Here is a 26,959-nt window from a genome sequence, read left to right as displayed (position 1 = left end):
GGCTTTTTTTGGCTCCGGTCGGAAGGTTGGGGCGGAGGGCGGGGAATCCCTCCGACCTTTAGCTCACGCTCAAGGCCACGAGGCATTGCTGACCTTAGCCTAAATCCGGCAATAGAAAGTGCGGCCGGCGGGCGTTGCCCGTCGGATAGATGAGGGTGGAGAGTGCTGCGGCAGGCTGAACGGAAGCGCGATCAGCTTGGGGCGGTGGCCAAAGGCGGTTCAGGGCCGAGTACAGGGAAGTTTTCCTGTAAAATCCTCGCTACGATTTGCCCCCAGCGCTGGGCGACACTCCATTGCTCCGCATTATGAAGGATACCATGTAACCATCTGGCCAGCTTTGTGATGAGTTCACTCAGGCGAGGTGCCTCGGCATGGCTCAAGCGCACGTCCAGGCGGCGTTGACCGGAGTGTTCGCTCTGCCGGGTCGCTCCGCAGAGCAGACGGGGACGTGTACTCACCGCCTCGTGGTGCTGACCGGGTTGAAGCAGGCGGTGATAGAGCGTCCACCAGTTGTAAACCAGTGCGGCCAAACGCGCGGCGTGCTGACAGGAGTTTAGCTCCTGGGAGGTAAACCCCGACCAGCTCCACTGGTTCTTGAGCTCGTCGAAGGGGTTTTCCGCGCCCCCACGTTCCCGATACAGGGTGGCAAGGGTAAGGATCTCGTAGGGCAGGCTCGTAACGAGGATCTGATGTTCGTAGATGATCGGCTCGCAGGCGGCCGCGTCGGGGATGTTCAGCAGCAAAGCGTGGTCGGCTTGCTCGCGCACGAGGCGGCGGCGGGCCCGGGGGTGGCGTTGGTCGTTGAGGCGACGGCGCAAGACCACCACACGTCGGGCCCGGTTCCAGCCTTGCAGGCGCAGGCAGCTTTCGCAGCCCTGCCAGCCTTGTCCGGCGTCGGTCCAAGCGGTGGTGGTGGTGCGTTCAAGCGCGGCCACCAGCTCGCGGGCCTTGGCGGTGCGGCGCAGTTTGAACAAATAGTTGAGTTTACGCGCTTCAGCTTCACTGAGCAGCGCCTCCTGGCCATAGGCGCAGTCACCGCGCAAAAGATGGGGCCGGCGCTCGGCTGGCAGTCGGTCGATGAGCGCCCACAGCCCCGCAAAACCATGTCCGGCGGCGGATTGATCGCCGGGGTGCACCTCCACGTCCAGACACAGGCGCAAGGTGGCGATCCAGTAGGTGTGGTAGGCGTGGCTGGGGCGTCCGGGCTTTTGCGGGTTATAGCCGATGCTGGCACCTTCCTGACGTCCATAGATGGGCTTGATGGTGACATCGATGTCGAGGATCCACTGGTTATCCAAAAACCCATGACAGGTTTGGTCGAGGTGACGCCGCAACCAGTCCTGCCCCTGCTCGGCACCGATGCGAGCCAGCGCCCGGCGCACACAATCCTCGCTGACAATCGACTTAAGTCCGAGCAGGCTCGGGGCAATGTCGTCGCCGCGCAGGGCCGCGAGGTGCGCGTAGCGATAGTGCCCGGAGAGCATCCCCAAAAGCAGGGTTCCAATCACGTCGCGAGGGCGGTGTGCGCGGTTGCTGCTGTAACAAAGCGGCGTGTCCGCAACCAGTGCCTCGAAGCCTCCTGTCGCACACAAGTACTGCGTGAAAAACACCAGTGCCCCCAAGGGGCTCACCGGCAACTCTGGGGCGAACTGCGCACGAAAACGTCCTCCGGGTGTATCCACAATCAACACCTCGGCGGCATCGCTTGGCGTTGCCTTGTGATCAGGGTTTTCTGACTCACCCTCGGGGTGAGCTTTTTCCGGCGGTAAAAACGGCGGCATATGACAGCCAAACAATCACCTGCGTGATTTTTGGCTAGTTTCTATTGCCGGATTTAGGCTTAGAGCTCATGCTCACGCTGGCACCACGCTGAATGCGACCTTGAGCTCACGCTCAAGGCCACGAGGAATCGCTGACCTTAGAGCTCACGCTCACGCTGGCACCACGCTGAATGCGACCTTGAGCTCACGCTCAAGGCCACGAGGAATCGCTGACCTTAGAGCTCATGCTCACGCTGGCACCACGCTGAATGCGACCTTGAGCTCACGCTCAAGGCCACGAGGAATCGCTGACCTTAGAGCTCACGTTCTCGCGCTTCCCGGCAAAGTCACGCTCCCGCCGAAGTCACGCTCCCGCCGAAGCCACGCTGAATGTGGCCTTGAGCGTGAGCTCAAGGTGCCCCTGCGCTGTCGCTGAAAACCTAGAACAATCCTTGGTTTTCTCCCTATCGTTCACTTCCGTCCCACCGGTCAGTTACTTGCTGTCTCCGGCCATCGCCATCGCCGGCACCGGTGCCGCCGTGGGAAGCGGTAGGGTGAAATAAAAACAGGCTCCCTTATCCACCTCGGCCTCGGCCCAAATGCGCCCGCCGTGGCGTTGCAGGATGCGTTGCACCAGCGCCAATCCGACTCCCGTTCCCTCAAAGTCCGGCTGGTTGTGCAGGCGTTGAAATACCCCAAAGAGCTTGTCCACATGGCGCATGTCGAAGCCCGCCCCGTTGTCTTTGACGTGATAAACCCATTCCCCGTTCGCATCCACCTGCGCCCCAATTTCGATCGTGGCGACCGGCCGTTTACGGGTGAATTTGAGCGCGTTACTGATCAGGTTGACCCACACCTGCCGGATCATCGCTGGGGTGCCCTCCGCCGCAGGCAGTTCTTGCAGGTTTACCTGCACGGTCCGGCCACTTTCTAATTTAATTAATTCGTTATAAACGTCTTGAGCCATAGCGTGCATGTCGATCGACACCGGCTCGGTTTGCTGACGGCTGATCCGAGAAAACGATAGCAGGTCGTCGATCAATCGGCTCATGCGCTGTGCCTCATCGCGAATGACGTTGAGCTGACGGCGGCCATTGGCGTCAAGCAACCCGGCGCAATCCTCGATCGCCATGCGCGCATACCCATCGATCGCCCGCAACGGTGCGCGCAGGTCGTGCGAGACCGAATAGCTGAAGGATTCCAGCTCCTTGTTGACTACCTCCAGCTTGGAGGCGCGGGCGGTGAGATCGGCGTTGAGCTGTTGGATGTTGGTGTTGGCGGCGTTGAGCTCGGCCGTGCGATCCGCGACACGCTGCTCTAGTTCTGCATTGAGCACGCGGATCTGAGCTTCAGCTTCTTTGCGCGCGGTGATGTCGATAAAACTGATTAGGATTTCCGTGATGTTTCCCTGGTCATCGCGTTCAGGGAATCCATTGACGAGTACCCAGACCGGCTTGGTTTCGCCTGGGCGGTGAATTCCGAGGATTTGGTTCTTAATCGGCTTTTTAGTGCTTAAAACCTGGTTAACAGGGTAGTGATCAAGGGTCAGTGGCGTGTTATTTTTATCGGTAAATTGCCACGCCGGATCGATTGCCCGTTTCCCGCGCAGTTGATCGTCGCTGAGGCCCAGTAGTTCAGCGGCTTTTGTGTTATTCATCACAATGGAGGTGTCCGGCGCATGGACGACGATTCCGGCCTCCAGATTAAACAGAAGGCTGCGGTACATGGCCTCGCTCTTATGCAGCGCTTCCTCGGCCTGTTTGCGCGCGGTGATGTCGAGGTGGGCGACGAGCGCCCCGCCCACTCCGCCCTGCAGTGACGTGGCGTGCAGCAGGTACCAGTAGGACTGCGTCGGGCTTGGGCAGGGGTACTCCAGTTGAAACTCAGCGCGCGTGCCATGGAGCACGTCTTGAATGCCTGTGCGTGCCTCGGCCGCGTAGGGCTCTTTGTCAGCGATCGCTTTGCTGCAGACATCAAGGTAGTTTGCGCCCACCCCAATCCTGCTTTCTGCGGGAGCGCCTCGTTCACGTGCGAAGCGCAGCCACGGCTCGTTCACCGCCACGATGACCCCGGCCGGGTTAAGCAGGGCGATTTCCGAGGGCATGGAGTTGAGGATAGAAGTCTTTAATCCTTCGCTTAGAATGAGTTGATCCACATGCCGAGCGTGCTCGGCGGCCTCGGCATTCAGCCGCAGCAGCACGGTGATCGTCAGCAGGGTCATCAGCAGTATCTCGATGGGCAGAATCGAGGACGAGCGCTCGCGCAGGAGCGCGGCGCGAGCCTGTTGGGAAGCGAGTAACCGGTCTGCATAAGCAATGACGTCTTCGAGTTGGGCGCGGATTTGCTCGCCCAGCAGGCTGGCACCCAACGTCGGATCGGGCCCGGCGGGTGCGCCGCGGGCACTCGACTGCCGCCCGGTGATGAGCCGGTTGATGAATTCGCCGCGTTCGTTGATCAGCTGTTCGGTGCGGTCGAGTCGGGTTTGCAGCTCTGCGTTGTCCGCCGCCAGGCCGCGCAGTTCTGCTAAAACGCTTCGGATGGTGCTTAACGACTGGGTGGTGCGTTGGAGCAGGGTTGCGTTGTCGGTTTGGATATAGCCTTGCAGGCTGACGGTTTTGCCCTCGATTGCGGTTTCCAGTTGGCGGATCTTGGCCTCGATTTTTAGCGTGTGCGCCACGCCTGCGGCGGCATGGGACAACTGTTCGTTGATGCTTCGAGAGTAGACTGCGGCGGCCACGATGAAGGCCAGCCCTAGGGCCATGCCGCCCAGCAGCCACCGGCCGAGCAGCCAGCGAACGCCGGTTTCCCCGAAGGTGAAGCCGATGATGGTCACGCCCTGAAGCATAAAAAGCAGGGAGGTGGGCACGGACATCGCTCTGAGTTGCCACCAACTATAGAATCCGCGGAAACCGGTCAGATAACCCAGCACCGCGGCGGTCCCCAGCATCGCTACGGAGAATCCCAGTCCGCCGAGTAGCCATGGCCTCCAGCGCTCCAGCGCGTGTGGCCGGCGCAGGAGCCAGAGCGCCGCAGCCGTGAGTATGAACCCCGCTGCCGCATTGGGGGCCATGTGTCCGGGTGCAAGCGGAGGAATGGTGTAGGGGTCGTGGAAAAGCAGTTCGTCAATGCCGAGGTTAAGGTCTGAGGCCTGTTCGCCAAGGGCGGCCAGTGCCAGCGCAACGAGTGCAAATATAATGGGTGGCGTCGCCAGGCACAGGCGTTTTCGGATCGTTTGGAATCCGAGCATCGCGGCACCGCACAGCATGAAGCCAATCGCAGTATTGGCCGTCATGGGTTTGCCCTGAAAGCCGAAGGTGATCAGGCCCTCTATGCCCGCCGCCCAACCTGCCAAAATGAGCGCTCCGACGCTCAGCGTGACGCTGCCAGCAATCTGCATGAACGAGTAACGGGCAGACGAAAGGCGCAGCAACGGGAGGGGCGGTAGGGCTGGCGGAGGCGGCGAAAGGACATTCACGGGGGGCTTCCTTGTGCGGGGGGCGTGTCGAGCTGGCACGCGGGGAACAGGGGGCGGCTGACGGGGCTTCCAAATCAATTCCAGCCGGGGGCGGGTTGCAACTGACCGACGGATAAAGTCGGTCGGTTTGGGGGATTCGGAACCAGTTGAACTACCCCTATCGATGGGTGGCGCCTGCCGAACCAGCCGCGTATCTCATGTGGGATTTTTGTTTAAGCCTAAATCCGGCAATAGAAAGTGCGGCCGGCGGGCGTTGCCCGTCGGATAGATGAGGGTGGAGAGTGCTGCGGCAGGCTGAACGGAAGCGCGATCAGCTTGGGGCGGTGGCCAAAGGCGGTTCAGGGCCGAGTACAGGGAAGTTTTCCTGTAAAATCCTCGCTACGATTTGCCCCCAGCGCTGGGCGACACTCCATTGCTCCGCATTATGAAGGATACCATGTAACCATCTGGCCAGCTTTGTGATGAGTTCACTCAGGCGAGGTGCCTCGGCATGGCTCAAGCGCACGTCCAGGCGGCGTTGACCGGAGTGTTCGCTCTGCCGGGTCGCTCCGCAGAGCAGACGGGGACGTGTACTCACCGCCTCGTGGTGCTGACCGGGTTGAAGCAGGCGGTGATAGAGCGTCCACCAGTTGTAAACCAGTGCGGCCAAACGCGCGGCGTGCTGACAGGAGTTTAGCTCCTGGGAGGTAAACCCCGACCAGCTCCACTGGTTCTTGAGCTCGTCGAAGGGGTTTTCCGCGCCCCCACGTTCCCGATACAGGGTGGCAAGGGTAAGGATCTCGTAGGGCAGGCTCGTAACGAGGATCTGATGTTCGTAGATGATCGGCTCGCAGGCGGCCGCGTCGGGGATGTTCAGCAGCAAAGCGTGGTCGGCTTGCTCGCGCACGAGGCGGCGGCGGGCCCGGGGGTGGCGTTGGTCGTTGAGGCGACGGCGCAAGACCACCACACGTCGGGCCCGGTTCCAGCCTTGCAGGCGCAGGCAGCTTTCGCAGCCCTGCCAGCCTTGTCCGGCGTCGGTCCAAGCGGTGGTGGTGGTGCGTTCAAGCGCGGCCACCAGCTCGCGGGCCTTGGCGGTGCGGCGCAGTTTGAACAAATAGTTGAGTTTACGCGCTTCAGCTTCACTGAGCAGCGCCTCCTGGCCATAGGCGCAGTCACCGCGCAAAAGATGGGGCCGGCGCTCGGCTGGCAGTCGGTCGATGAGCGCCCACAGCCCCGCAAAACCATGTCCGGCGGCGGATTGATCGCCGGGGTGCACCTCCACGTCCAGACACAGGCGCAAGGTGGCGATCCAGTAGGTGTGGTAGGCGTGGCTGGGGCGTCCGGGCTTTTGCGGGTTATAGCCGATGCTGGCACCTTCCTGACGTCCATAGATGGGCTTGATGGTGACATCGATGTCGAGGATCCACTGGTTATCCAAAAACCCATGACAGGTTTGGTCGAGGTGACGCCGCAACCAGTCCTGCCCCTGCTCGGCACCGATGCGAGCCAGCGCCCGGCGCACACAATCCTCGCTGACAATCGACTTAAGTCCGAGCAGGCTCGGGGCAATGTCGTCGCCGCGCAGGGCCGCGAGGTGCGCGTAGCGATAGTGCCCGGAGAGCATCCCCAAAAGCAGGGTTCCAATCACGTCGCGAGGGCGGTGTGCGCGGTTGCTGCTGTAACAAAGCGGCGTGTCCGCAACCAGTGCCTCGAAGCCTCCTGTCGCACACAAGTACTGCGTGAAAAACACCAGTGCCCCCAAGGGGCTCACCGGCAACTCTGGGGCGAACTGCGCACGAAAACGTCCTCCGGGTGTATCCACAATCAACACCTCGGCGGCATCGCTTGGCGTTGCCTTGTGATCAGGGTTTTCTGACTCACCCTCGGGGTGAGCTTTTTCCGGCGGTAAAAACGGCGGCATATGACAGCCAAACAATCACCTGCGTGATTTTTGGCTAGTTTCTATTGCCGGATTTAGGTTAAGATGACGTAAGGCCAAAAGCTTAAACGAACAGGACCATGTTTAACGCAACGCCTCCACGCCGCCACGAAGCGAAGTTCGCGACGTATTACCACGAAAGGGGCGCCTCACGCTTATCCGCGCCTTTGCGTTAAAGTCTCAAATCGAAACGTGGAAGGTGTTAACTGGATCGATTTTCCATGGTTGCGTGGGCAAGCAGCGCACAGGCGTCCATCCTGCTTCGACTTAATCCCGGCCCGGCGACCTCGAGCAGGCAGGGAAGTCGGCGCTACGTTTCGAACGCTTCTAATCCGCGTGTCGCCGGGCAAGCCGCGTGGCCTGAACGGCCTCAGGCGCGGCGCAGCGGGGCGACGAAGTAGCCGTCGGTGTTGTAATCCGAGGGCAACAGGGTGCGTGCGGGCGCGGCGGCGGTGAACTCGGGGTGATTGCCCAAAAACGCCGTGACGATGTCTTCGTTTTCCTCGCGGCTGAGCGAGCAGGTGGCGTAAACGAGCAGGCCGCCGGTGCGCACTCGGGCCGAGTGGCGGTCGAGTAACTCGCGTTGCAACACGGCCGCGTCCCGCAGCGTGCTCGGGGTGGTGCAATATTTGAGGTGGGGCGAGCGGCGCCAGGTGCCGGTGCCGCTGCACGGGGCGTCGACCAGCACGCCGTCGTAGCTGGCGCTGGGCGCGCCGGAGAGGATGCGGATGTTGGCCATGCGGGCGCGGGCGGCACGGGCCCCGAGTTCGTCGAGAGCCTTGGCGCGGATGTCATAGGCGTCGACCCGGCCGGTGGTGCCGATCAGGCGGGCAAGCTGCAAGGTTTTGCCGCCGGCGCCGGCGCAGGCGTCGAGCCACAGGCCGGTGGGCGCCGGGTCGAGGGTGGCGAGGAGCAGTTGCGAACCAAGGTCTTGAATCTCAATCAGGCCTTGGGCGTAGGCATCGGTGGTGGTGAGGTCGGCCTCGGTGAGCACTTCGAGCGCGGCGGGCAGGATCGGGGAGGGGCGCACGGGCCAGCCGCGGGTGGCGAATTCGGCCAGAACCGGCGCCGGGTCGTCGGTCTGCATGCGGATCCACAACGGGGCGCGGGTGTGCAGGGTGTCGAGCGTGGGTGCGATGAAGGCGGCCGGGCAATGTGCGGCGAACCATTCGGGTAACAACGCGGCGGGATCGGCTTGGAGGTGTAGGGCTTTGTCGGCGACGCTTGTTGGGGTTTCCGGCCAGCCGGCGGTCCAGTGGGCGCGGAAGGCGTGGGTGGCGGGCGTGTCGGTGGTGAGCCAGGCGGTGGCGCGGACGGCCTCGTCGGGCGAGGCGGCGAGGCGGGCGTCGATCCACGGCAGGTGGCGGAGCGCGGTGTAGAGCAATTCGCGGTAGAGGCGGCGGTCGCGGCTGCCGAAGCGTTTTTCGCGGGCGAGCAGTTGTTGCAGGCGCGAGGGCAGGTTGCGGTCGGTGGTGACGTGCGGACGAAGGGCGGCGAAGAGCGTGAGGAAAACCCTGCCTTGGCTGGCGGCGGGAGCGGCGGATGCGGGACGATCGGTCATGGATGAAGAGGCGTGTTAAGGACGGTTAAAATGAAGCAGGGGCGAGATACCCGCGGGGCGGGCGTCTCGCCCCTGAGTTGGCGGGACAAGCGTGCGAGTGGTTTTACCCGATCAGAAATTGGCCAGTTCGACGCTGACCTTGATGCTGGTGCTGCCGGCTCGCGAGTCGCCTTCGCTGAAGGCGAGTGCGTAGTTGATGAACCAGAGATTGCGGATGTTCTGGCGCAGGGTGATAGCCTTGTAGGTGAAGCGGCCGCCGAGCTCGTCGTAGCGCAGGTTCAGGATGGCCTCGTACACCTCGTTGATGAAGTAGTGCGTGTCCAAGGTGTACTCACCGATCCCGCCTTTGGTGTTGGTCAGGGTGGAGGAGTCGCGAGGGTTGGACTCCATGACGTTGGTACCCACGCGAACCGACCAGACGCCGGCGTCTTTGAAGGTCACGCCGGTGTTGATTTCCTCGATGGTGAGGTCGTCGGGCGAGACGTTGGTGTAGACATCGTAGCTGAACCACTTCGCGGGCGTGAGCGTGAGCTGGCTTTGGATGGCGGAGAGGCTGTCCTGGCCGGTGGTGCGGTCGAAGCGCCAGTCGCCGGCCACGTCGAGCTCGGCGAGGTTGCGCGAGGCGTAGTTGCGGTCGCGGGTCTGCACGGCGTTGTTCACACCGAGACGCACGGTGTTGGTCTTGCCCAAGGTGTCGATGTCGCGGCGGTCGGCCAGGCCGAGGGGTTGCAGGCCGGTGGCGAAGACGGTGCGGTCGATCGCGGGGATGGCGGTGTTGGAGCCTTGGTCGGCGTTACCGATGGCGCGGTAGGAAACGTAGGGTTTGACCACGTGGCGCAGGCCGTCGATGTCCCAGCGCTCGTTTTTGTAGTCGTAGGTGGAGCTGGCTTGCAGCTCGGCGTCGAAGCCAGCCTCGGCGAGACCGCGGGCGTAGTCGCTGCGCGGGGCCTGCGCGCGGTCGTAGTAGGTGAAACGGGTGCCGGCCACCGGTTTGATCGAGAACCACTCACTCGGGGTGAAGGGGCGGGTGAGGCCGTAGTAGGTGTCGAAGCGGTCAACCTGGTTAACCGTGTTGGTCGGGGCGGTCAGCGAGGTGTCTTCGAGTACGGCGAGGCTGGCGTTGACGCGGTGGTAGATGCCGGAGCCGGCCTCAACGGGCAGACCGTCGAAGCGGATTTCGGGCAGGCGGCGCTGCACGACGTGGTAGTCGTTGGGTTGAAAGCGGGTGAACGCCGAGATGACGTAGTTGTCGCCCGTGTAGTAGCTTTCGAGGAAGTTGTCGGGGGTCTGGGTCTTTTCGAACTCCTTGGGGCGGAAATCGCGGGTGACCTCGGAGTCGGACCAGTAGTTAACCTGGCCGAGCAGGGTGACGTTGTCGCCGACGGTCTGGTAGTGTTCCCATTCGACAAAACTGCGGTTGGCCTGGATAGGGTTGCCGAGGATGTCGTTGTCGCGTTTGCCGCTGTCGTTGATGAAACCGCTGCGCAGGGAGCCCTTCACGGTGGTGTTGGCGTTATCGAGTTCGTAGTCGGCGGCGGGGCCGAACATGACACCGCGATTGGTGTAGAAGTCGAGTTCGCCACCGAGTTTGAACATGCGGTTGACCGGCATGAGCAGGCCCAGTTCGAGTTCGCCGCCCAAGCGCGAACCGTAGCCGACGCGGGCCTTCATGTGGCTGAGCAGCGGGTCGTTGACCGACTGGGTGAACGCCGACATCGGGATGAGGGGCGTGGCGCCGATGCCCACGCGTGCGCTTTTGGCCTGGATTTGGTCGCCGGGCACGTAGGTCACCGTCGAGCCGCGCAGGGTTGGTGAGATGGAACTGGGTTCCGATAAGCTCACGACCGCGTCACGGATAACGATTTTGTCGGGGCCGCCCTGGACGCTGCTGCCGCTGATAAAAATGGGGTCCTGGCCGAGGCGGACGTTTTTCACCGTATAGGTGCGGTCGGCCAGATTGTAGGTGAGTTCGTCGGCGAGCAGGCGCTGCGGGGTGGTCTGAGCGAGCGGTTTGGCCCGGTCACGCGGGTTGGCGGCTCGGGACGGGGCGGCGGTCTGCGGCCCACGGGTGAAGGAAACGCGACCCACGGCGCGGGCGATTTGGGTCTTGGGGTCGTAGGAGATTTGATCGGCGAGCAAGATCGAGCCGTCGTAATCGAGGCGCGCGCTGCCCGTGAACACCGTGCCGGCATCGGTGATCTCGGTGCGGCTGGCAGTGATTTGCGGCAGGTTGGGGGCACCTTGCACGAGGCTGGCACTGATAAGAAGAAGGACGGGGAGGAGGCGTCTGGTCACGGTGGCACGCAAATAAGGCGGCCCCGAGGTCGCAAGCAAGCCCAGAGCCAAGGGGGCGCGATCGATCAAAACCTTGGGCCCTCGTGCAGGTTTTAACTCGTTTGGCCCACTTTTCGCTTTCAGGGCTGCTTTAACCCTCCCAACTTACCGCACCCTATCTGCTCATTTTTAACATGGCCCGCACTCCTGTTTCCCGCTCCTCGACCGCCCCCAACGAACTTGCCCAGCTCCGCACGGAGATTCGTACCTTGGGAGACGCGCTCGGCCGGGTGATCACCCAGCTGGAGGGGGCCGATACGCTGGCGACCGTTGAGCGCTTGCGCACGTTGTCCAAGTCCGCGCGCACCGGCAATGCCTCCGCCGCCCCGGCTCTCAGTGAAACCATCGCGGGCCTGTCGCCCAGCGAAGCGTTCAACCAGGCGATGGCCTTCACGCTCTACTTTGAATTGGTGAACATCGCCGAGGAAAATTTCCGCATCCTGCTGTTGCGCAGACGCCGCGCCGCCCGCCTGCGTGCCGACGCCAAGTCGCCCGATGCGCTCCCTATTCGCGAATCGATCGAGGCTGGTGTGCTCGAATTGAAAAAACGCGGCGTCGATGCCGCCGCTATGCAGAAGCTCGTTGACCAGATTTCCATCGATCTGGTTTTCACCGCGCATCCGACCGAGTCCAAGCGCCGCACGCTGTTGGCCAAACTCCAAACCCTGGCGGAAACCTTGCGCCAGCGCGCCAATCCTGAGGTCAACGGCCTCGCCTCATCCGATCCGGCCGGTCTTGAGCGCGAAATCGCCTGCCTCTGGCTGACCGATCGCAGCCGCACCGCCCGCCCCGAGGTGGCCGACGAGGCGCGCACCGGTCTCTGGTACCTCGACTCGACCCTGTATAAGACCTTGCCCCGCCTGCATGCCGACATGGAGCGTGCGCTCAAGCTGCATTATCCCAGCGTCACCCCACCGGCCCGCTGGTTAACCTTCGGCTCCTGGATCGGCGGCGACCGCGATGGCAACCCCAACGTCAATGCCCGCGTGACTGCCGACATTCTTGCGCTCCACCGGCGCATCGCGGTCAAAAAGATGCACGACTGCGTTTATAGCCTGCTGCATAACCTCACGGTTTCAGACCTCCGAGATTCCATTTCCCCGGCGGTGAGCCGGCTCATTAAAGAGAGCCGTTATCTGTCCACCTACGTGGCGCAACTCAGCAGTAGTTACCCGCATGAGCCTTACCGTCTTTTGCTGGGTGGTTTGTGTGAACGACTGAAGGTGGAGGGCGGCCAGTTCCCCAACGGGGCTTTGCTGATTCCGGAAAACGCCGACGATGAGCCCTCCTTGCCGGTTGCGGCACTCAAGGAGACACTCGATGCCATCCACAACAGCCTCAAGCACGGTCGCGGCGCACTGCTCGCTGGCGGTGAATTACAAGAATTGCGCCACCAGGTGGAAATTTTCGGCCTGCATGCCAGCCACCTCGATCTGCGCCAACACTCGAGTCATCACGAGGCTGCGGTTGCCGAGCTGCTCGACCGTGCGGATTACCCGAAACTTCCCGAGGCAACGAAACGCGAACTGCTTGCCGCCGCCATCGATAACGCGCGCCACCTCGGCGCGACCTCGCTTAGCAAGCTCTCCGCTCCCACGCGCAACGTGATCGATCCGCTTCGTGTCGCCGCTCTGGCCTCCGCCAAGTTCGGCCCGGACGCCCTCGGTATCTATATTATCAGTATGACGGACGCTGTTTCCGACATATTGGAGGTGGTTTACCTGATGAAGCTCACCAAGGCGAACCTGCCCATCGCCCCGTTGTTCGAAACCCTCGACGACCTCAATCTGGCTCCCGAGGTGCTGGGCACGTTGTTTACGCACCCCGCCTACGCGCCGGTGCTGGAGGCCGGCGGCGACCACCAGCATGTTATGCTCGGCTACTCCGACTCAAACAAGGACTGCGGCTACCTCACCGCCAATTGGGCTCTCTACAAGGCGCAGGAAACCATCACCGCAGTGTGCCGCGAGCACGCGGTGCGCGTGACCCTTTTTCACGGCCGTGGTGGCAGTATCGCCCGTGGCGGTGGCCCGGCCGCCAAGGCGATTCTCGCCCAACCCATCGGCCTGCGCGATGGCGGCATCCGTGTCACCGAACAGGGCGAGGTGCTCTCGACGCGTTACCACGATGCCGACTTGGCGCACCGCATCCTGGAGCAGATGGCCTATGGCGTTCTGCTTGGATCCCATGCCGCTCAAGCCCCCTTCGTGCCCCCGGCGGAATGGACCGACGCGATGGAAACGATGAGCGCCGCCGGCTTTGCCGCCTACGAAAAGCTCGTGCACAAAGACCCCGAGTTCCTCCTGTTCTGGAAACAGGCAACTCCGATCGACGAGATCAGCAACCTCAAGTTTGGCTCCCGCCCCACCTTCCGCCGCAACACCACCAGCGTCGACGACCTGCGCGCCATTCCCTGGGTGTTTTCGTGGATGCAGAGCCGGTTCAACTTCCCTGGCTGGTACGGCCTTGGTTCGGCCCTCGACTCCGTGCTCCAGCGCGGACCCAAGGGTAAAAAGCTGCTCCGTACCCTGCACGCCGAATGGCCGTTTTTTCAAACGCTCATCGACAACGCACAACTCACCATGCGCAAGGCCGACATGGGAATCGCCGAGCTTTACGCCGGTTTGGTCGACGATAAGTCCATCCGCGCGCGCATCTTCGGTATCCTGATGGATGAGTTTAACCGCACTGAACGCGCGATTTTGGAAATTACCGGCCAAAAGAAACTCCTCTCCAGTGAGCCGGTGCTGCTCAAGTCGGTCGAGCTGCGCAACCCGTACATCGATCCGCTCAACTATTTACAGGTCGAGATGATGCGCCGACTGCGAGGCGGTAAACTGAGTAAGGCCGAGGACGAGTCCACGCGCGCCGTCGTCGAGCTAACAATTAACGGAATTTCCGGCGGATTGAAGAACACCGGTTGATTTTATTGGTCTAAGGACCACGCAGCCCGCCTTTCGGTAGTTATAAAACGCCGCACTGGACGCGGTTGCCAGAACCAGACACACATCCACCAAACCCCTGAATCCAAAGTGATCCTAACTCCCGTCGAACTCGCCTCCTTTATCGAAGCCCGCTGCGCTTGCCCCCATGATTTCCTGGGTATGCGCCCCGCTAAAAAAGGACGCATAAGCGGGCTTTTGGTTCGCGCCTTTATTCGCGAAGCCAAGTCGTGCGAGGTCGTCGATCTGACGGACAAAAATGCGCCCGCCGTCGAGATGGAGTCGCTCGCGCAAGAGGGATTTTTTGAGGTTTTTATTCCTTCTCGTAAGGAGGTGTTCCGTTACCAGCTACGTGCGACTCAGCACTCCGGCGAGATCCGCCAATTTTTCGACCCGTATTCCTTCCTGCCCACGCTCGGCGAGCAGGACCTTTACTTGTTCAACGAGGGTAACGAGCACCGCATCTACGAAAAGCTCGGCGCGCATCTGCGCGTGATCGACGGCGTGCCCGGCGTGTCGTTCGCTGTCTGGGCACCCAGCGCGGCCCGCGTTTCCGTCGTGGGTAATTTTAACCACTGGGACGGCCGCTACCACCCGATGCGTCCGCTCGGTGCCTCCGGTGTTTGGGAGTTGTTCATTCCTGGTCTGGGCGCGGGCGAGCTCTACAAGTACGAGCTTCTCGATCAGGCGGAGCTGATTCGCATTAAAACCGATCCCTACGGCACCTACTTCGAAGCCCCTCCAGGTAACGCCTCCATCGTGTGCAATCCCCGCACGCACCACTGGGGCGACGCCGCCTGGATGCAGGCGCGCGCCGCAGATGCTAAACGCGTCGATCGCCCCGTCTCGGTTTACGAAGTCCACATGGGTTCGTGGAAGCGCAAGGTCGAGGACGGCAACCGCCCCTTCTCTTACCGTGAACTCGCCCCCATGCTTGCCGATTACGTCGTCGATATGGGCTTCACCCACATCGAGGTGATGCCGCTGGCCGAGCATCCCTTCGACGGCTCGTGGGGTTATCAAGTTACCGGTTTCTTCGCCCCCACGCACCGCTTCGGCACCCCGGACGATTTCTCGTTCTTCGTCGACCACCTGCATCAACGCGGCATCGGCGTCATCCTCGACTGGGTTCCCGCCCACTTCCCGCGCGACAGCTTTGCCCTTGCCGAGTTTGACGGCACCCACCTCTACGAGCACGCCGACCCGCGTCAGGGCGCGCACATGGACTGGGGTACCCTCATCTTTAATTTTGGGCGCAACGAGGTGCGCTGCTTCCTCATTGCCAACGCCCTCGCCTGGCTCGACCGCTACCACCTCGACGGTCTGCGCGTGGACGCGGTCGCCTCCATGCTTTACCTCGATTACTCCCGCAAGGAGGGCGAGTGGATCCCCAACCAGTACGGCGGTCGCGAAAACATTGAGGCCATTAACTTCCTCCGCCAGACCAACGAGCTGGTGCACAGTTATTATCCCGGCGTCCTTATGATCGCCGAGGAGTCGACCGCGTTCGCGGGCATCTCCAAGCCGGTCGACCAGGGCGGCATCGGCTTCGACTACAAGTGGAACATGGGCTGGATGCACGACACGCTGAAGTACTTCCAAAAGGAGCCCGTGCATCGCAAGTGGCACCACAACGATCTCACCTTCGGTGCGCTTTACCAGTATTCCGAGAACTTCATGACCGTGTTTTCACACGACGAGGTCGTGCACGGCAAAGGCTCGATGCTCGGCAAGATGGGGGCTTGGGATATTTCCGAAAAAGCCGCCACCTTGCGCGCGCTCTACGGCCACATGTGGGCTTGGCCGGGCAAGAAACTGCTCTTCATGGGCTGCGAGTTCGGCCAATCCAGCGAGTGGGCCTATGCCGGCAGCCTCGACTGGAACCTCCTCCAATACGAGGACCACGAGGGCGTGCGTTTACTCGTTCGTGATCTCAACCGCCTCTACACCAGCGAACCGGTGCTCGGTGAGCACGATCTGGATTGGCGCGGCTTCCGTTGGATCAACGCTCACGACGGCGGTGCCAGCGTGGTCACCTACCTGCGCACCGATGAAACCGAGCGCACGTTCTTCGCCGTGGTCGGGCATTTCACCCCCGTGATGCGCGCCGATTTCCGTGTTGGCGTGCCACGCAAGGGCTGGTGGAAGGAAGTCTTGAACACGAACAGCGATTACTACGGCGGCAGTGGCGTGGGCAACGAAGGCGGCCGCTTGGCCGACGACATCCCCTGCGACGGTTTCCCGCACAGCTTGCTGCTCAAGATCCCGCCTCTGAGCACGCTGATGTTCAAGTGGACCGCCGAGGGCTGAGTGGACTGCTAAGCAAGTAGCCGTTCGAAAAAGTAGCGCAGACTTCCCAGTCTGCTCCGAAGCCGAGTTGGGGTGGTTCGGATGCAGACAGGGAAGTCTGCGCTACTTTTCTTCACCGGTCGGTTTGAGCAAACTAACCGTTACAGGGCGCAGTCTGCAGCAGCTCCCGCACGCACGCTGCGAGTTGCGCGGGACTGAACGGCTTGCGGAAAAAGGCCTGCACGCCCAGTGCCCGGCCTTGCGCCTCAATGTGGGATTCGCCCGCCCCGGTCAGCAGGATGACAGGCAGGTTTTTGCTGTCGCCGCTGGTACGCAACGTCTGCAGCGCTGTGAGGCCGTCGACGTCGGGCATGTGCACGTCAAAAAGCGCCAGATCAATTGGGCGTTCTCGGATGATTTGCAGGGCTGCACGCCCACTGCTTGCGGTGAGCACCGTGGCGTTAAGCGGCCGCAGGATGAAGGCGATGAAACGCAGCATGTGTAACTCGTCGTCGACAATCAGGATCGTGGGTGGATTCATGGGCGAAGGGTTGCTACGACCAAAGTGCGGTCATCCCTGGTTACGGTTCGTTCGAGGTCGATGCCCGTGTGATCCAAAAGCGCAGTGATGAATTCGGTGGGGTTTAACTCACGGATGGACGCCGCGAAACGCAGGTAGTTTGCCGATCCCCACATCGCGCCATCCGGCCCGGCGAATTCGTAGCAGCCGTCGGTGTAGAGCAGCAGTCGGTCGCCGGCGGTAACCGCGCAGGGGTGGCGCCGATAAAGGCTCTCGGGGAAAATGCCTAAGGGGGGCGCGCTGCCGGGGGATTCGTGGATGGTGCCGTCGGCTCTGAGGACCGCGGGGGCGCAGTGGCCGGCATTGGCGAAGTGCGGCAGGTCTTTTTTGTCGGCGGGAAGGTAGACCAGCACGGCGGTGATAAACATGCCGAGCTTTTCGAGGTCGGGAAAAAGCTGGCGGTTGATGCCGGTGAGAATGCGCTCGGGGGCGGATTCAAGGTCCGCCATGGCCCGTAGCGAGCTGCGCAACATGGCCGCCAGGAGGGAAGCCGGCACGCCTTTGCCCATGACGTCGGCGATGATCAACAGCACGCCTCCATCGGGTCGGGTAACCACATCGAAATAGTCCCCGCCGACTTCACGCGCCGGCCGGCACTCCCCGTGCACCCACCAGTGGTTGTGAACGGGGAATTCTGCGGGCAGCAACGAGCGCTGGATGGCCGCGGCGACGTGGATTTCCTGTTCAAGCTGCAACCGCTGTTGGCGTTCCTGCCAGAGGTTGTCGGTGGCGCGGGCGATGCCGATGAAATCGGCCACGGCCTGCAGCAGTTCGACATCGCCACTCGAAAACGCCGGTGCCGAGGCGCTCCGGGTTGCGGTCAGGGTGCCGAGCGCTTGCCCGCCGAATTCGACCAGCAGCAGGCAAATGGGGCCGCCAGCGAGGCCGAGTTTGTCGGTTTTTCCGGCCGCCGGTTGAGCCAGGCCGACCAAGGGGCGGCGCTCCAAGATGCAGCGGCCCTCAGTCGTCGAGTGGTTGAGCGGAATACGTGCAGGCTGATTCAGGGCGCTGCCGACGGGATACAGAACCAGTGCGTCGCCCTCGATGAAGCGCAGGGTTAGCTGGTCGTGGCGTACCATCATGCGCAGGCGTTCATGAACCCGTTCGAGCAGTTGCGCGAAGGTCGCGCTGGTGGCGAGTAATCCGGAAAAATACGTGAGGCCGAGCACGGTTTCGCAACTGTTGGCGAGGTCGGCTGTGAGGTGTTCGAGGGTGTGTTCACTTGCGGCGGCGGCGACCAAGCCGTAGCCGGCTAAGGGCCGTGTTTTCCACCGCAGGGTAAGGGTGTGGCCGGCCGCGGTTCGGGTGTTCGTGAAGTCATCCGTACCGTTTTTTATGAGGAATCCGCCACGCCCGCTTTCGGCCAGTGGATCTTTGGGGAGCAGGGTCCAGTCGGGCGCCGGCGCGAATGTGCCCGGATCCTGGATTTCGGCGAAAACGGCCTCGGCGGTGACGCGTACGGTGAGCCGGACCTGGGGAGTGGTGTGGGCGCCGCAGCCGTGTTCGATGGCGTTATTAAGGGCCTCGACCAAGGGCAGTTCGATACGGTCGCGGGTGGCCTGCGCGACACCTTGCAATGTGCACCAGGCGAGCGCGCGCTCGCTCGCCTTGCGGACGTGGTCCAGCCGGGGCGGCAGCGTAATGATCACTGTCTCCTCAATGTCGCTCAGGCAACAGGCCGCTTCGGGGGTGGGGGGCCGTTCAAGTCCTGATGCGGGGGCTGTGAGGTAAGGCATGGATGTGCGGGTTTACGGTGGTTTATTCCGGGTTAGAGCATTTCAAAAAATGATTTAGCCTAGACCGGCTCGTCCTAGCGCAGGCTTCTAGCCTGCTTTTCTGATGAGCAGACTGGAAGTCTGCGCTACTTCATACGGCTACAGCTTAACTTGAAATGCTCCAGGCGGCTCCCTGTGCACAAAATGGTCCGCCGATTCCGGCTTGGGTTCCGCGCTACTTTCAGCGGGCCGCAGGGGGGGTAATCCCAGCGGTCGCCCGGTTTGCGCGAATCCGTTGAAAAGGCGTCTTCACTTCGCCGAGCGACGCGTATTGCGTGGGTGGCATGTCATCACCCGTCGTCGCGGTCATCGATATTGGCTCCAACTCGATCAAAGTTCTGGTCGCTGCGCGCCGAGCGGACGGTCGCCTTGAGGCGTTAAAAACCCAGACCATAGACGCGCGTATCAGCGCGGGGATCAGCCGCGCCGAGCCTAAATTGAGCGAAGAGGGCATGGTGCGCGGCCTTGCCGCAATCGTTGATTTACTCGCCGTGGCTAAGCCTTTCGCGCCAACGCACACGGTGCTGGTTGCCACCAGTGCGGTGCGCGATGCGCTCAATGGCCCCGAGTTCCAATCGAGGGTGCTGGCTGCGACCGGACACCCCATCCGCATCCTCACCGGGGATGAAGAGGCCGATCTTATTGGGCGCGGGCTGACCTGTGATCCCGAGTTGGCGCATCTGCGTGATTTTTACGTGTTCGATTTGGGCGGGGGGAGTTTGGAGTGCCTCGCCTTCCGCGATCGACGGATCGAGCAGGGCATTAGCCTGCGCCTTGGGTGTGTACGTATGACCGAGGCGTTTATTAAGAATCCGGCCGCCCCGTTGGAGTCGGCTGAATGCGCTGCGCTCGCACGGCATGTTCGCGACACCCTTAAACAGTCAGGTTTTCGCTTTAATCTGCCGGGTGCAGAAGCTGTTTTTACGGGTGGGACAATGACCAGTGTGCGCATGATGAACGGTGCATTGCATGGAGTCGGGTTGGAGGACACCCCAGCGGTGGTTCTCGCTGCCACGTTGCACGCCCTTTTGGACGAAGTCGGCCCGAAGGATTTGGCGGAGCGGCGGAAAATGCCGGGCATGCCGGGGGCCAGGGCCGATGTGTTTCCCGCTGCGTTGGTCACGGCGGTCACATTGGCGGAGTTCGGGCTGTTTGAACGGTTCCACCATTCGCTCTATAACCTGCGCTGGGGCCTGGCGGCGCAGGCGTTGGGCTGAGCGGGGTGTCGGCGTGGGTAACTTTACAGCTGTTGGCGGATGCGTTGATTCAGCCCTTGCCGACGGCTTAAACGCAGGCCCCAATCACCCCACGATGTCGTCGCCTTTACCTCCTTCTCCTGCTGAGTTGCTCGATACGGTTCGTGGTCATGCCGAGGTGGCCGAAGCCGCCTGGCGCTCGGGTGATCCTGCAAAGTTGGGCGATGGGTTACGCGCGTGTGACGAAGCGCTCACGAGTGTGCAGTCAGGGTTGGTTAAATCAGGTCCGGATGAGACGGCTGTGCTGCCGATTGCGCTCGCGGAGGTGGCTCAGCACGTGTGGTTGCAACGCGGGCACATGCTCGACGCGTTGGCCTCAATTCAGGGCGAGACGAAGTGGGTCGTGGAAGCGTTGCGCAGCTATGATCAGGCAATCGGTTTGGGCCAAAAGTTGTCATCCGAGGTTGGCTTTATGGTGGTGGCCTGGATCAGCCGGGGCAAAGGGTTGCAGCGCCTGGGCTCCCCTGAGGCGCTCACTGAGGCGCTGCGGTGTTACGACGAGGCCATCGCGGTGGTCGGCGAGCCCAACGACGCGATGCCCTTTGAGCTGCGGAATAGCTTGGGCGCGGCCCTGATGGGGCGTGCAGGGTTGTTGCAGCGCACGGGTGGTGCAGCCGGTTTGGGCGGCGCGCGGCAGGCGTTGGAGCAGGCGGTCGCTTGCCTGCAAGGATGCGGGGAGCATCCCTTGGCGCGGCGGAACCTCGCCTCGGCTTTGACAAATCTCGGGCTCGTCCGGCAGGAAGCCGGCGAAGTCGCCGCTGCGGTCGATGCGCAGGCGCAGGCACTGGCGATCATCGACGGGTTTTTGGCAACGGAGCCGGAGTCTGTGAGGGTGGAGCGGGCGACGATTTTGCTCAATCTGGGGCAGGCCCAGTGCGCGGCTCACGACACGCAGGCGGGGTTGGCGAGCCTGCGTCTTGCGGTCACCAGTGCGGGTGAGCGCGCGGCGGCCGAACCTGCCGCTGCCGATACGGTTTTGCGCTCGCTGCATGCACTCGCCGTTACCCTTGGCGCTCAGGTAGCCGCTGCGGCCCCTGCAGAGGCCGCCAGGGCCAGTTGGCTGGCGGAGGCCAGCGACGCGGTCGAGGATGGCCTCAAGTTGATCAACGGCTGGGGCGAGCGCGCGGGTTGGTTTACCGCCATCGGTAACCGGCTCTTTGATTTCGGCGCGTGGTTTTATCGCACCCAGCAGCCGCAATTTCTGGGCGAGTTTCTATTGGAGCACCTCGGACAGGATCCGGAGCGTGCGCGGATCGCCACCTCGGCGGTGCAGGCGACGCGGGAGGCGATTACGCAGCGTAGTTTTAGCGGTGTTACCCTCGATGCCATGGAGCGTGCGCTGGAGGTCCTGCAGTCCATGAGTGAGGTCGATGCGCGGATTAAATCCCTCACGGTTCCGGCGGTAGCGGTATGAGCAACCGGCCCGGTGTCACGGTGCTGTGTGGGTTCCTCGGTGCGGGGAAAACGACGTTGCTCAACCACGTGTTGCGCCAGGCCGAGGGCCGTCGTTGGGCAGTGGTGGTTAACGATGTGGGCGCGGTGAATATCGATGCGGCCGTGGTGCGCTCTGGCGCCGAGACGGCTGCCGCGCGCGACATCGTCGAATTGGGCAACGGGTGCGTGTGCTGCTCAAGCAAGGACGACCTTGCGGAGACGGTGGCTGAACTCGCCGGGTCGGGTAGCTACGAGCACATTTGGGTGGAGACCACCGGGGTGGCCGAGCCGCGCGGGGTAGCGAATTTGTTTACGCGCAAAAATCCGTTCGGGCGCACGCTGGGGGAACTCGCGCCGCTGTCGGCGCTGGTCTCTGTGATCGATGCAGCGGGGTTTTTAAACGAGGCGGCGAAGGCCCAGTCGCTCAACTCCGGTGGCGTGCAGGCGGGTGAGCCGCGCGGTGGGCGCCTGGAGCCGGCTACAGGCGATCGCCCGCTGTTCGAGTTAATGCTCGAGCAGGTGGAATGCTCGGATGTTTTGGTGGTTAACAAATGTGATCTGGTGTCTGTCGCGGCGGTTTCCCAGTTGGAGGAGGTGTTGCGCGGCTTAAACACGCGCGCCGAAATCGTTCGCACCGAAAACGGACAGGTGCCGAGCGAATTTTTTCTGAGCCGCGCCCGCTTCGATGCCAAGGAAACCCTCGGTGCTGCAAAATGGGTTCGGGCACTCAATGCCGTGGTTCCGGGGGCGCTCGTTTTGCCCAACCCACTGGCAAAGACGCGGCCGGACTACACGGTTAAGTACGGCATTGGCTCGTTCGTTTATCAGGCGCGATCGGCGTTTGATCAGACGAAGTTCCGCCAACTTCTGGCCTCAGGTATCCCGGGGCTGTTGCGCGCAAAAGGGTTTTATTGGACGCGGGAGCAACCCGACGAAATGGGGTTTGTTTCCATCGCCGGAGGCGTGGTGCGTTATGACGCCTTAAATTATTGGTGGGCTGCATTGATCGAAAACGGCAAGGCGCGCCTGGATGAACGCCCGGAGTCGATCCGTGCGGCTTGGGTCGAGCCTCACGGTGATCGACGGCAGGAGTTGGTCTTCATCGGCATTGGCTTGGACGAACGCGCGATTCGGGCTGCCCTCGCAGCCTGCCTCGTTTGAGTGGGGGTGATTCTGGTGGGCGGATTTTATTCCGTGTCTTCCCCCGTTTTGGCGTTAGACACTCCGGCCATGTCGAAAACCCTTTTTCAGCGCATCATTGCGCGCGAGATTCCAGCTGTCATCGAGCACGAAGACGAACGCTGTATCGTCATTCATGATATTGATCCGCAGGCGCCTGTGCACCTGTTGATCATTCCGAAGCAGGTGATTGCCCGTGTGGGCGATGCCGTTTCCACGGATGGAGCTGTACTGGGGCACTTGCTGCTCATGGCTGGGGTGGTGGCGAAGAAACTCCAGTTGGCGCGCGGGTTTCGGCTCGTCATTAACAACGGCCTGGATGCCTGCGAATCCGTGCCGCACCTACACGTTCACCTCCTGGCGAAACGTCAACTCGCCTGGCCCCCCGGTTAAGTTGCCCCCTTTTCCTCGGTTTCGGGCAGGACTGCCTCTGGAGTTTGGCCCTAAAACGCGTTGTTCCTCCCAGCTCAGCTGGAAGCTTACTGCAAGGTAGCATCGGCATGAGTTGCGATGAGTTTGTAGACGCGAGGGAGTCTGCTGTGAAGCCTGAGAAACGCTCCGGAGTGATCAGCTCAGATCGCCATACATGATGCGCCGCACCTGTGTGGTTCTTGGTACTACTTAAACGGCCAAACTCCAGACCTTGAGCTCACGCTCAAGGCCACGTTCGGGCGGGTGCGGCCTGGAGTGTGCCTTTGCCTGGGTGGCTTTGGCTCGGTGTGGCTTCGTACGTGAGCACGAGGTGTTTTTATCTGGCTGCGGTGCGCCGAATCCTTGAGCTCACGCTCAAGGCCACAAGGAGTGTGTTCGCGAAGAGTGTGGCCTTGAGCGTGAGCTCAAGGATTCGGCTGATCTGCGTTCGACTTGTGAGCGGCGAGCGGGAAAGCGTCTATTTCTGGCGGTTAGGAATGCACTTCTTCTTCGGTGGATCTTCTTCCCCTTAAAAAGAGTAATACTCTTCTTCCGTGGGTGGGTTTTCTTCCCTGTCCGGCTGGGGATATGAGGGGTGCGAATGGGTGGAGATTGAACCGGCGGGACGCTTGGCGGATGCACAGCGATGCATCCAACCGGTTCACGCAAGTGTTTGCACTGTGCCGATTTCTTTCTGCCCGACGCGCATAACCGCGAGCGTCAGCGCTACTGCGGGAAGCCGGGATGCCGACGGGCGAGCCGGGCGGCCAGTCAGGCCAAATGGTTGGCGAAGCCGGAGAACCTCGACCACTGGAAAGGCCCAGAAAATGTCCAACGGGTGCAGGAGTGGCGGAAGGCCAATCCGGGGTACTCAAGGCGGAGGGGGCCGCGACGGCGGGTGGCGTTACAAGACATCCCAACTACGCAATCCGTTGTGCACCAGCCTAAAGCCGAGCCGGTCGCCGAGGTGGCGTTACCGAATCCCTGCGCGGCGTTACAAGACAGCTGGGAGTCGCAAAACCCTGTGCTCGTGGGGCTTATCGCGCAGTTCGCCGGAGTGACGTTACAAGAGGACCTCGAACCCATGCTGCGACACCTGCAATCCCGGGGGCGGGTGATCCTGGGCATCGACGTCCAGCCGCCCGATTATGCAAAAACAACCGATCGATCGCGAACAACTCCGGCGCACGCCGGCCCAGTTTAGCTGGCTGGACCACCGGCTGGTGCGGGGCAATTACCTGGGGCGGGCCAGTGCCCCCGCCTGGGGACTTTATCTGGTCCTGGTAACCGTGGGTGACGCCGACGGGCTGAGTTACTACGCCACGCGCACCCTGGCCCGGCTGCTCACGCTCAGCGAGGACGGCCTGGTCGAGGCGCGTCGGCAGTTAATCGAGGCCGGGGTGATCGCCTACGCCGCGCCACTTTACCAGGTGCTTTCCTTGGACCGGGGCAGGCCATCGCACACGCTGGCGGTAACGCCGTCGCCGAGCCGGGAGGTGGGGGCGTGATCAATTACGAACTGTATTGCCGGATAAAACAGGCGGAGGCTGCCGGTCACAGTGCGCCGCAAATCACCCGCTCGCTCCAGTTGCACGTGCAGACGGTGAGGCGCTGGCAGGCGCAGGAAAAGTACGCGCGCAGCCAGGCCGCGCAGGTGCCTAGGCCAAGCAAGCTCGACGTGCACAAGCCGGCGATCGCGCGGTGGCTGGAGGCCCATCCGTTCACCGCCATGCAGCTCTGGCAAAAGGTGCGCGAGCGGGGGTACACGGGCGGGTATTCAATTTTGAAAGACTACGTGCGGCGGGTGCGGCCGAGGAACCTGGAGGCGTTTCTTACCCTCAAGTTTGCCCCCGGCCAGACCGCGCAGGTGGACTGGGGCAGCTTTGGCTCGGTGGAGGTGGACGGCACCCGGCGGGCTTTAAGTTTTTTCGTCATGGTTTTGGGCTACAGCCGGTTCCTGCATGTGGAATTTACCCTCGGGCAGGGCCAGGAGTGGTGGCTGGGCTGTCACCGGCGCGCCTTTGAAAAACTCGGCGGGGTGCCGCGCGAGGTGATGGTCGATAACTGCAAGACGGCCGTCCTCTCGCATGTGCCCGGGACCGACCCGGTGTACAACGCCCAGTACCTGGACTTTGCCCGGCACTACGGGTTTACGATAAAAGCGTGCGGGCCGGGGCATCCGCAGTCCAAGGGCATGGTGGAAAACGCGGTGGGTTACGTGAAAAAAAGCTTCCTTGGCGGGAGGCAGATGAATGGGTTTACCGAGCTGGGGCCGGCCGCCAGCTTGTGGCTGGAAACGGTGGCCAACGTGCGCGTTCACGCTGAAACCCAGGGCCGGCCGGTGGACCGGCTGCCCGAGGAGCGCGCTGCGCTCCTGCCGCTTAACCCGGTGGCCAGTCCGGCGGTGCGCACCTTAAGCGTGCGGGCGTCGCGGCGGTGCCGGGTGAGTATCGAAACGAACCGCTACTCGGTGCCCACGAAGTTTGCCGGGGCGCTACTCACCGCGCAGATCGAGGGGGCGCAGGTGAGGTTTTATGCGGACCGCACCCTGGTGGCCGAGCACGCCCGCAGTTTTGCCCGCCGCGCCGATGTGGAAAACCCCGAGCACGTGCGCGAACTCGAAGAGCGCAAACGGCAGGGAGCGCGGCAGCGCCTGCGGCTACGGTTTTTGGAACTGAGCCCGGCGGCACCCGCCTACCAACGGGGGCTGGAGGAGCGCCGGCTCAACGCGGGACACCACCTGGCGACTATCGTGGGTTTGGTGGCCCTGTATGGAACGGAGGCAGTCGGCCGGGCGATCGAAAGCGCCCATGAACTCGGCGCCTACTCCAGCGATTACATCCTCAACTTGCTCGAACAACGCGCGCGGGCCTTGCCGCAAGCCGGGCCGATCCACCTCACCCGCGCCGACGCGGTGGCCGCGTTGGAACTCGAACTGTGTCCCCCGGATTTAAGCCCCTACACTCTATGAAAACAGAACCCGAAAAACCCGATTTATTAAAAGACCAGCTTAAGTATCTGAAACTCGGTTACCTGTTGCGTCACCACGGCGAACTGACCGCCGAGGCGGCCAAGGCGCGCTGTTCGCACGCCGAATTTTTACGCCGACTGGTGCAGGCCGAGACCCAGGACCGCCAGATCCGGGCGCTGGAGCGGCGCATCCAGGCAGCGCGCTTCCCGGTCAAGAAAACCGTCGACCAGTTCCAGTGGGACTGGCCCAAGGAGTTGAACGAAGCGCAGGTACGCCACCTCTTCGAACTGGGTTTTGTGAAGGAGCGCACCAACGTGGTGTTTTGCGGTGGTGTGGGGCTTGGGAAGACACATCTCGCGAGCGCGTTGGGCTACGCGGCCTGCCAGGCGGGTTACACGGTGCTGTTTACGACGGCGGTGGACGCGATCAACGCTTTGGTCACCGCCCAGTCCCTGCACCGGTTGCAAGCCGAGTTGAAGCGTTACATGACCCCTGCGGTGCTCGTGCTCGATGAGGTCGGCTACCTGCCGCTCGACAAGTCGGGGGCCGACCTGCTCTTCCAGATCGTCAGCCAACGCTACGAACGCGGCTCGCTGATCGTCACCACCAACAAGGCCTACAAACACTGGGCAGGGATCTTTAACAACGACGCTGGCATCACCGCGGCGATCCTGGACCGCCTGCTGCACCGCGCTCAGACCGTCGTCATCGAGGGCAAATCCTACCGCATGAAAGACCGCCTAGCCGACGAACCTGCAAGCTGACCGGGCCTGATGATCGGCCCCTGGCGGGGCCGGTCATCGGCTTTTACGACAGGTGATTTTGTAACCGCCAGAAATAGACGGTGTTCGCGCCGCCGCTCACATTCGACTAGTCAGAGGCCAAACTCCAGGGGCAGGACTGCCTGCTCGCGAAGGCGTGCTGGTGCAGCTGGGCGGGCCGGTGCCTTTTCGCGGTGGTGAGCGAATGCAGGGGATCCGGCGCTGATCACTGAGAATAATTTTTTTGAGCCTGACTGCTGTGTCGTTGCGGCGTGAATCGGCATCCCAAGGGCAAAGCGTCTTCGCCCCTGAA

Annotated in this window: 16 protein-coding genes; 9 read left to right on the top strand and 7 right to left on the bottom strand. The window is 62.3% G+C overall.

From position 1 onward, the window contains the following. Nucleotides 1-191: 191 nt before the first annotated feature. From H2170_12570 to lptD, 5 genes are all read right to left on the bottom strand, one after another. Nucleotides 192-1,781 (bottom strand): transposase, encoded by a 1,590-nt coding sequence (locus tag H2170_12570; GenBank protein MCS6300912.1) that lies wholly within the window; start codon nt 1,779-1,781, stop codon nt 192-194. A 472-nt stretch (nt 1,782-2,253) separates the two neighbouring features. After that, nucleotides 2,254-5,190 carry a PAS domain S-box protein gene (locus H2170_12565; protein ID MCS6300911.1) on the bottom strand — a complete coding sequence of 979 codons (2,937 nt, stop codon included), beginning with the start codon at nt 5,188-5,190 and terminating at the stop codon, nt 2,254-2,256. Between the two features lie 355 nt (nt 5,191-5,545). Then, the gene (locus H2170_12560) at nt 5,546-7,135 is read right to left on the bottom strand and encodes a transposase (GenBank protein ID MCS6300910.1); all 1,590 of its coding nucleotides are present in this window, start codon (nt 7,133-7,135) and stop codon (nt 5,546-5,548) included. 388 nt (nt 7,136-7,523) lie between these two features. Then, nucleotides 7,524-8,714 (bottom strand): RsmB/NOP family class I SAM-dependent RNA methyltransferase, encoded by a 1,191-nt coding sequence (locus tag H2170_12555; GenBank protein ID MCS6300909.1) that lies wholly within the window; start codon nt 8,712-8,714, stop codon nt 7,524-7,526. 111 nt (nt 8,715-8,825) lie between these two features. Continuing rightward, the gene (gene lptD / locus H2170_12550; GenBank protein ID MCS6300908.1) at nt 8,826-11,009 is read right to left on the bottom strand and encodes an LPS assembly protein LptD; all 2,184 of its coding nucleotides are present in this window, start codon (nt 11,007-11,009) and stop codon (nt 8,826-8,828) included. Between the two features lie 173 nt (nt 11,010-11,182). Between lptD and ppc the strand changes: the two genes are divergently transcribed. Beyond that, nucleotides 11,183-13,972, top strand: a complete 2,790-nt coding sequence (gene ppc / locus H2170_12545; GenBank protein ID MCS6300907.1) for a phosphoenolpyruvate carboxylase — start codon at nt 11,183-11,185, stop codon at nt 13,970-13,972. Between the two features lie 180 nt (nt 13,973-14,152). Then, nucleotides 14,153-16,300, top strand: coding sequence for a 1,4-alpha-glucan branching protein GlgB (glgB, locus tag H2170_12540; GenBank protein ID MCS6300906.1), 2,148 nt, complete (start codon nt 14,153-14,155; stop codon nt 16,298-16,300). Nucleotides 16,301-16,433: 133 nt separating this feature from the next. Here the strand turns inward: glgB and H2170_12535 are convergent, their stop codons facing one another. Next, a complete protein-coding gene (locus H2170_12535) occupies nt 16,434-16,820 on the bottom strand; it encodes a response regulator (GenBank protein ID MCS6300905.1) in 387 nt (128 codons plus the stop codon). Continuing rightward, nucleotides 16,817-18,595: a SpoIIE family protein phosphatase gene (locus H2170_12530; GenBank protein ID MCS6300904.1), complete on the bottom strand. Its 1,779-nt coding sequence runs from the start codon at nt 18,593-18,595 to the stop codon at nt 16,817-16,819. The genes H2170_12535 and H2170_12530 overlap by 4 nt, the downstream gene beginning before the upstream one ends. Before the next feature lie 323 nt (nt 18,596-18,918). On the opposite strand from H2170_12530, the gene H2170_12525 reads away from it, so the two are divergent. From H2170_12525 to H2170_12495, 7 genes are all read left to right on the top strand, one after another. Next, entirely contained in the window at nt 18,919-19,851 is a 933-nt protein-coding gene (locus H2170_12525) for a phosphatase (GenBank protein MCS6300903.1), read from the top strand. 94 nt (nt 19,852-19,945) lie between these two features. Beyond that, a complete protein-coding gene (locus H2170_12520) occupies nt 19,946-21,304 on the top strand; it encodes a hypothetical protein (GenBank protein MCS6300902.1) in 1,359 nt (452 codons plus the stop codon). Beyond that, entirely contained in the window at nt 21,301-22,485 is a 1,185-nt protein-coding gene (locus tag H2170_12515; GenBank protein ID MCS6300901.1) for a GTP-binding protein, read from the top strand. Before H2170_12520 ends, H2170_12515 begins: the two co-directional genes overlap by 4 nt. A gap of 69 nt (nt 22,486-22,554) precedes the next feature. After that, entirely contained in the window at nt 22,555-22,896 is a 342-nt protein-coding gene (locus H2170_12510) for an HIT domain-containing protein (GenBank protein MCS6300900.1), read from the top strand. Nucleotides 22,897-24,062: 1,166 nt separating this feature from the next. Then, entirely contained in the window at nt 24,063-24,422 is a 360-nt protein-coding gene (locus H2170_12505) for a hypothetical protein (GenBank protein ID MCS6300899.1), read from the top strand. Beyond that, nucleotides 24,419-25,885 carry an IS21 family transposase gene (locus tag H2170_12500; protein ID MCS6300898.1) on the top strand — a complete coding sequence of 489 codons (1,467 nt, stop codon included), beginning with the start codon at nt 24,419-24,421 and terminating at the stop codon, nt 25,883-25,885. The genes H2170_12505 and H2170_12500 overlap by 4 nt, the downstream gene beginning before the upstream one ends. Then, nucleotides 25,882-26,649 (top strand): ATP-binding protein, encoded by a 768-nt coding sequence (locus H2170_12495; protein ID MCS6300897.1) that lies wholly within the window; start codon nt 25,882-25,884, stop codon nt 26,647-26,649. Before H2170_12500 ends, H2170_12495 begins: the two co-directional genes overlap by 4 nt. Nucleotides 26,650-26,959 lie beyond the last annotated feature (310 nt).

Source organism: Opitutus sp., assembly GCA_024998815.1.
GTDB lineage: Bacteria > Verrucomicrobiota > Verrucomicrobiia > Opitutales > Opitutaceae > Rariglobus.
Note: the sequence above shows the minus strand (reverse complement) of the source record. Positions and strands in the feature narration are given on the sequence as shown.

What these genes read in the sequence shown, in the direction of transcription:
- H2170_12570 (MCS6300912.1), bottom strand. Translation starts at nt 1,781, where the DNA reads ATGCCGCCGTTTTTACCGCCGGAAAAAGCTCACCCCGAGGGTGAGTCA.
- H2170_12560 (MCS6300910.1), bottom strand. Translation starts at nt 7,135, where the DNA reads ATGCCGCCGTTTTTACCGCCGGAAAAAGCTCACCCCGAGGGTGAGTCA.
- H2170_12555 (MCS6300909.1), bottom strand. Translation starts at nt 8,714, where the DNA reads ATGACCGATCGTCCCGCATCCGCCGCTCCCGCCGCCAGCCAAGGCAGG.
- ppc (MCS6300907.1), top strand. Translation starts at nt 11,183, where the DNA reads ATGGCCCGCACTCCTGTTTCCCGCTCCTCGACCGCCCCCAACGAACTT.
- glgB (MCS6300906.1), top strand. Translation starts at nt 14,153, where the DNA reads ATGCGCCCCGCTAAAAAAGGACGCATAAGCGGGCTTTTGGTTCGCGCC.
- H2170_12535 (MCS6300905.1), bottom strand. Translation starts at nt 16,820, where the DNA reads ATGAATCCACCCACGATCCTGATTGTCGACGACGAGTTACACATGCTG.
- H2170_12530 (MCS6300904.1), bottom strand. Translation starts at nt 18,595, where the DNA reads ATGCCTTACCTCACAGCCCCCGCATCAGGACTTGAACGGCCCCCCACC.
- H2170_12525 (MCS6300903.1), top strand. Translation starts at nt 18,919, where the DNA reads ATGTCATCACCCGTCGTCGCGGTCATCGATATTGGCTCCAACTCGATC.
- H2170_12520 (MCS6300902.1), top strand. Translation starts at nt 19,946, where the DNA reads ATGTCGTCGCCTTTACCTCCTTCTCCTGCTGAGTTGCTCGATACGGTT.
- H2170_12515 (MCS6300901.1), top strand. Translation starts at nt 21,301, where the DNA reads ATGAGCAACCGGCCCGGTGTCACGGTGCTGTGTGGGTTCCTCGGTGCG.
- H2170_12510 (MCS6300900.1), top strand. Translation starts at nt 22,555, where the DNA reads ATGTCGAAAACCCTTTTTCAGCGCATCATTGCGCGCGAGATTCCAGCT.
- H2170_12505 (MCS6300899.1), top strand. Translation starts at nt 24,063, where the DNA reads ATGCAAAAACAACCGATCGATCGCGAACAACTCCGGCGCACGCCGGCC.
- H2170_12495 (MCS6300897.1), top strand. Translation starts at nt 25,882, where the DNA reads ATGAAAACAGAACCCGAAAAACCCGATTTATTAAAAGACCAGCTTAAG.